A 5,977-nucleotide genomic window follows, 5' to 3' on the forward strand; every position below is an offset into this window, starting at 1 on the left:
ACGGAGAGCATGAAGGCGGCGATCAGCAGCAGGCCGGGAATGCCGAGCTGCACGCCCCACAGCAGGTATTCCTGGTGCGGGTTGCCGTTGGGCTCTATGTCTTTATGCCCCGGGTTTTTCTGGTGTTCGATCCGGTTGTATTCCGTGCTCCAGCTGCCGATGCCCGCGCCGGCAAGCGGCTTCTGGGCGGTGAGCTGGGCGGCCGTTCGCCAGAAAGTCAGCCGGATACCCGATGAGGTGTTGGTGTCCCGCTGCGGCGAATAGGCTTGCACTTCGGTTTTGAGCAAGGTCAGCCTTTCCCGCATCGTCGGTGAACTCACAAACAGCGCCAGCACCAGCAGGAAGGGCAACGCGACCGCGGCGATGCGGTACCTTTTGGGAAGCTGCCACATGATGGCCAGCGACAACAGGGCGACGCCGACCACCTGGCCGCTGCGGCCTGCCAGCACGAAGAACACGTTGGCCAGGGCGGCCACAGCCACCACGGCGGCCGCTTGCGGGCCGTAGCGGCCGGGCACCAGGCTCCGCAAATGCCAGCATACCGCGGCGAAGACGGCGCTCATGATGCCCTGGTCGAGATAGCCGGAAAAGACCGTGTAGTGGCTCAGTGTCGTGCGGGAGCTTGCCCAGGCGACAGGCAGGTGGGCAAAAAGCAGCCATGAACTGGCGACCACCAGCACTTGCGAAAACGCAAACGCGCCCAGGGCATACATTGCCTCGCGGCGCTCCCGGATCAGGCCCATCATCGCAATGATGATGAGGAGCTTGCCGTATTTGGCGAGTGAGCCCAATGCCTCTCCTTGCGGCGCGGCGGTCCAGGCCAGGCTCAGCACAAATGCCAGCAGCGCCGCGAGCACAGCCCACGGCGTCCAGGTTTTTGTCAGGGAGGCGCCGTTTTTGGGCAGGTTCCTGGCGAGCAAGGGGACAGCCAGGACGCAACCGAGCAGAAACAGCTTGGCGATGCTGATGATGGCGATTGACAACCCCACGGAGGCCGCCGCCAGGCAGATGACGGCAAGCCGGAAATTGATTGTCTTGATTCGCAAAATGGTCGTGGGGGTTGCCTGATGGATGCCGCATTATCGGCGATTCCACTTGCCGTCCGGAGGCCGGGCGGCGGGGAGGGCTCTGCTATGCTGTCGGCGCATGGAGAGGGCCTGTTTCACTGGCAAAATCCTGTGCCGGCGTCCTGCGCCGGCGCTTCTCCCACCTCATCGAAAAGGCACCGTTGGCAAGCTTGTCCGTCACCGTCATCACCCACAACGAGGCCCACAACATCGCGGCCTGCCTTCGTTCCGTGAGCTTCGCGGACCAGGTGGTGGTGCTTGATTCCGGCAGCACCGACGACACCGTGGAGATCGCCCGTTCCCTGGGCGCCGAGGTCAGCACCAGCCCCGACTGGCAGGGCTTCGGCATCCAGAAGAACCGCGCCCTGGCGCTGGCCACTTCGGACTGGGTGCTCTCGCTCGATGCCGACGAGCGGGTGACGCCCGAGTTGCAGGTGGAAATCCTGGCTTGCCTCAAGGCGCCGGCCTTCGACGTGTATTGCTTTCCCCGGCTCTCGAGCTATTGCGGGCAGTACATGCGCCATTCGGGCTGGTACCCCGACCGGGTCACCCGTTTGTTCCGTCGCGCCTCGGCCCGCTTCAGCGAGGACCTGGTGCACGAAAAAATCCTGGCCCAGGGGCCGATAGGCCAGTTGCGCTCGCAGCTGCTGCATGAGAGTTTCCGCAACTTCGAGGCGGTGCTGGACAAGGCTAACCGCTATTCCACCGCCGGTGCGCAAAGCCTGTTGGGCAAAGGCCGGTCGGCCTCGGTCGGCAAGGCGATAGGGCACGGCCTGTGGGCCTTCATACGCACCTATGTCCTGCGCCTGGGTTTCCTCGACGGCAGGATGGGCCTGGTGCTGGCCATCTCGAACGCCGAAGGCACCTATTACCGCTACCTCAAGCTTTGGCTGCTGCGGCGCGCTGCCAAGGGCGCGCCGGACGCTCCATGAAGATCAGCTTCATCGTCCTGACCTACAACCGCAGCGACGCCTTGCTGGCCGTGCTGCGTTCGCTGGCCGCGCAGTGCGATGAAGGCCATGAGGTGCTGGTGGCCGACGACGGCTCGCGGCCCGAGCAGGTGCGGATGCTGTTCGACCAATGCCCCGCCTTCAGGTGCCCGGCGCGCCACATCTGGCATCCCGATGTGGGCTTTACGGCGGCGCGGGCTCGCAACCTGGGTGCCAGCCAGGCGACGGGCGACTACCTGGTGTTCCTCGACGGGGACTGCGTGCCCAACAAGGCTTTTGTGGGGCAGCACACGCGGCTGGCCGAAAAAGGCTGTTTCCTGAACGGGAGCCGGGTGCTTATCAGCGAACGTCTGACAGAACGTGTAGTCAATGGCGCTATCGACCTGCCCAGCCGTCCTGTATGGTTCTGGCTGGGTGCGCGCCTCAGGGGGGACAGCAACAAATTATTGCACCTGCTCTCCTGGCCGCGGCGTTTATTCAGGGTAAAACAAGGCTTTCACTGGCATGGCATACGCAGCTGCAACTTTGGCGTCTGGCGCTCGGACTTTGCCGATGTCAATGGATTCGACGAAACCTTCCAGGGATGGGGGCATGAAGATGCCGACCTCGTGCTCAGGCTGCACAACCTGGGCGTCCACCGGAAAAACGGTTTCATGGGCACCGAAGTCTTCCACCTCTGGCACCGCGAGAACCCGCGCGACCAGGAGTCCATCAACAAAAAAAGGGTGCTTGAACGCATGAAAACCGATGTGGTCCTGGCCGAAAAAGGGCTTCGTGAACTCGATCCTTCCTCTGCCCTTGCTTCCACCGTCAAAATAACCTCCCTGCACGGATCCCAATCTCCCCTATGAGCATTGCACCTTTTCTACGCCGCCGTACCCTCGTCAGCCTGCTGGCGGCCAGCGCTTTCCCTGTCTTGCCGGCTTTCGCGCAGTTTCGCGTCGAGGTGTCCGGCGTCGGCCTGACCCAGCTGCCCATCGCCATTGCCGCGTTTCGCGGCGATGCGCAGGCGCCGCAGAAAATCGGCGCCATCGTGCGGGCCGACCTCGAACGCAGCGGCATGTTCCGCCCGGTCGACACCACCGGCGTCACCGCCGATGAAAACACCCGTCCTGACCTGGGCGCCTGGCGCCAAAAGGGCGCGGATTCCATGGTCACGGGCAGCGTGACGCTGCTGGCCGACGGCCGCTACGACGTCCGCCTTCGCCTCTGGGACATCGTGCGCGGGCAAGACCTGGGCGGGCAGAGCTACACCGTGGGCCCGGCCGACCTGCGGCTGTCGGCGCACCGCATTTCCGATTTTGTCTATGAAAAGCTGACCGGCGAGAAGGGCATCTTCTCGACGCGCATCGCTTATGTGACCAAGGCAGCCCAGAAGTACAACCTCTGGGTGGCCGACTCCGACGGCGAGGGCGCGCAGTCGGCCCTGACCAGCCCGGAGCCCATCATTTCACCGGCCTGGTCGCCCAACGGCTCGCAACTGGCCTATGTGTCCTTTGAATCGCGCAAGCCGGTGATCTACGCGCACGACGTGGCCAGCGGCAAGCGGCGCCTGCTGGCGAACTTCCGCGGCTCCAACAGCGCGCCGGCCTGGTCGCCGGACGGCAAGCAGCTCGTCGCGACGCTGAGCCGCGACGGCGGCTCCCAGCTTTATGCGATCGGCCTCAACGGCGGCGAGCCGAAACGGCTGACCCAGTCTTCCAGCATCGACACCGAACCGGCGTTCTCGCCCGACGGGCGCTACATCTACTTTGTGAGCGACCGCGGCGGCGCGCCGCAGATCTACCGCATGAGCCCGGGCGGCGGCAATGCCGAGCGCGTCACCTTTACCGGGGGCTACAACATTTCCCCCGCGGTCAGTCCCGACGGGCGCTGGCTGGCCTATGTCTCCCGGGTGGGCGGCGCCTTCAAGCTGCACGTCATGGAACTTGCCACCGGGACGGTCACTCCAATCACCGAAACCACGGCCGACGAGAGCCCGAGCTTCGCGCCCAACAGCCGCTTGATCGTCTACGCCACCCAGCAGCAGGGCAGGGAAGCACTGATGACCACCACGCTGGACGGCAAGATCAAGGCGAAGCTGTCCGGCGCCAGCGGCGATATTCGCGAGCCCGACTGGGGCCCTTTCCAGCGCTGATCGGCAGCGGTCATTTTTTCAATCGTCAACCCGGCCCATTTTTTATTTTTTGCAGAGGTACTCCATGAAACGCACCGTTTTTTCCATCATCTCCTCTCTGATCCTGGCGGCCACGCTGACCGCCTGCGGCTCCAACGTCAAGCTCAATGACGTTCCCGTCGAAGACCGCACGGGCCAGACCACGCAGGGCGATCCTTCGGGCGCCACCGGCCGGGGCGTCGCGCCCGTGGAGATCCAGGGAGCCGATGCGTCGCTCCAGGGCCCGGCCAATGTGGCCAAAATCATCTACTTTGATTTCGACAGCTATGTGGTCAAGCCCGAGTTCCAGGGCGCGATCGAAGCCCATGCCAAGTTCCTGACCGCCAACAAGAACCGCAAGATGAACATCGAAGGCCATACCGACGAGCGCGGCGGCCGCGAGTACAACCTGGCCCTGGGCCAGCGCCGCGCCGAAGCCGTTCGCCGCGCGCTGGGCCTGCTGGGTGTGTCGGATGCGCAGGTCGAGGCCGTGAGCTTCGGCAAGGAAAAACCCGCGGTTCCCGGCTCCGACGAGGAAGCCATGGCGAAGAACCGCCGCGCTGAACTGAACTACCGTTAAGCCGGATACCGACCGTGAAGACCTTCCGGATCGCCGCGGCCCTCGCGGCCGGCCTGTTCGCGTTCAATGCGCACGCGGGCCTGTTTGAAGACGACGAGGCTCGCCGGGCGATCCTCGATTTGCGCCAGAAAGTCGACGCGGCGCAAACCCGCACGGCCGAGGAGCTGCGCAGGACCACCGAAGACAATGCCCAGCTGCGCCGCAGCCTGCTGGACCTGTCCAACCAGATCGAGGCCTTGCGCAACGAGCTGGCCACCATGCGCGGGCAGAACGAAAATCTCACGCGTAATGTGGCCGAGATGCAGCGCACCCAGAAGGACCTGACCACGGGCGTCGACGAGCGTCTGCGCAAGTTCGAGCCCGGCAAGGTCAACGTGGACGGCAAGGAGTTTGTCGCCGAGCCCGCCGAAAGGCAGGAGTTCGAAACCGCGCTGGCCACGCTTCGCAAGGGCGACTTCGCGGGCGCGCAGACCGGCTTCCTGACTTTCCTGAAGCGCTATCCGCAAACCGGTTACCGGGCTTCGTCCCTGTTCTGGCTGGGCAATGCGCAGTATGCCTTGCGCAATTACCGTGATGCGGTGACCAATTTCCGCTCGCTGGTGACGGCCGAGCCCGATCACATGCGTGCGCCGGAAGCGATGCTCTCGATGGCCAACTGCCAGGTGGAACTCAAGGACGCCAAGTCGGCCCGCAAGACGCTGGAAGACCTGGTCAAGGCCTATCCCCAGGCCGAGGCGGCTTCGGTCGCCAAGGAACGGCTGGCCAAGCTGAAGTAGGCCGCGCCCCGGGCAGGCTATCCGGCCTGCCTGGGTGTCGGACCATTCTCCCGGAGCATTCGCCCCTAAAATCGGGCGATGGACATCTCCGCACTCAACAGTCTCACGGCCCAGGTTCTCTGGGCCGGTTTTATTCTGGCCATGGTTTTTGGCGCGATTGCCCAGCGCACGCACTTTTGCACCATGGGCGCCGTCAGCGACATCGTGAACATGGGCGACTGGACCCGCATGCGCATGTGGGGCATGGCCATAGGCGTGGCCATGCTGGGTTTCTTCACCATGGCCGCGGCCGGCGTGATCGATCCCGCCAAAACGCTGTATGCCTCCAACCGTTTTATCTGGCTCTCGGCCCTGGTGGGCGGCGCGCTGTTCGGCTTCGGCATGGTGCTGGCCTCGGGCTGCGGCAGCAAGACACTGGTTCGCATAGGCGGCGGCAGTCTCAAGTCGGT

Annotated in this window: 7 protein-coding genes; 6 read left to right on the forward strand and 1 reads right to left on the reverse strand. The window is 64.3% G+C overall.

Annotated elements, in window-relative coordinates:
• Window positions 1-1,046: O-antigen ligase family protein (locus AC1D0P_RS20405; RefSeq protein ID WP_477678424.1), on the reverse strand; the 1,046-nt coding region annotated here is incomplete at its 3' end.
• A gap of 182 nt (window positions 1,047-1,228) precedes the next feature.
• Between AC1D0P_RS20405 and AC1D0P_RS20410 the strand changes: the two genes are divergently transcribed.
• The 6 genes from AC1D0P_RS20410 to AC1D0P_RS20435 form a co-directional block, all read left to right on the forward strand.
• Window positions 1,229-1,999, forward strand: coding sequence for a glycosyltransferase family 2 protein (locus AC1D0P_RS20410; RefSeq protein ID WP_477678425.1), 771 nt, complete (start codon window positions 1,229-1,231; stop codon window positions 1,997-1,999).
• The gene (locus AC1D0P_RS20415; RefSeq protein WP_477678426.1) at window positions 1,996-2,868 is read left to right on the forward strand and encodes a glycosyltransferase family 2 protein; all 873 of its coding nucleotides are present in this window, start codon (window positions 1,996-1,998) and stop codon (window positions 2,866-2,868) included. The genes AC1D0P_RS20410 and AC1D0P_RS20415 overlap by 4 nt, the downstream gene beginning before the upstream one ends.
• A complete protein-coding gene (tolB, locus tag AC1D0P_RS20420; RefSeq protein WP_477678427.1) occupies window positions 2,865-4,154 on the forward strand; it encodes a Tol-Pal system beta propeller repeat protein TolB in 1,290 nt (429 codons plus the stop codon). The genes AC1D0P_RS20415 and tolB overlap by 4 nt, the downstream gene beginning before the upstream one ends.
• A 64-nt stretch (window positions 4,155-4,218) precedes the next feature.
• Window positions 4,219-4,752, forward strand: a complete 534-nt coding sequence (gene pal, locus AC1D0P_RS20425) for a peptidoglycan-associated lipoprotein Pal (protein ID WP_477678428.1) — start codon at window positions 4,219-4,221, stop codon at window positions 4,750-4,752.
• 14 nt (window positions 4,753-4,766) lie between these two features.
• Window positions 4,767-5,528, forward strand: coding sequence for a tol-pal system protein YbgF (ybgF, locus tag AC1D0P_RS20430; protein ID WP_477678429.1), 762 nt, complete (start codon window positions 4,767-4,769; stop codon window positions 5,526-5,528).
• 78 nt (window positions 5,529-5,606) lie between these two features.
• Window positions 5,607-5,977 (forward strand): YeeE/YedE thiosulfate transporter family protein (locus tag AC1D0P_RS20435; protein WP_477678430.1); only part of this gene is annotated, 371 nt, incomplete at its 3' end.

The organism is Polaromonas sp. P1_G2 (assembly GCF_056405515.1).

Excerpts from the sequence above, each read along its gene's own strand:
- tolB (WP_477678427.1), top strand. The coding sequence starts at position 2,865 with ATGAGCATTGCACCTTTTCTACGCCGCCGTACCCTCGTCAGCCTGCTG.
- AC1D0P_RS20415 (WP_477678426.1), top strand. The coding sequence starts at position 1,996 with ATGAAGATCAGCTTCATCGTCCTGACCTACAACCGCAGCGACGCCTTG.
- pal (WP_477678428.1), top strand. The coding sequence starts at position 4,219 with ATGAAACGCACCGTTTTTTCCATCATCTCCTCTCTGATCCTGGCGGCC.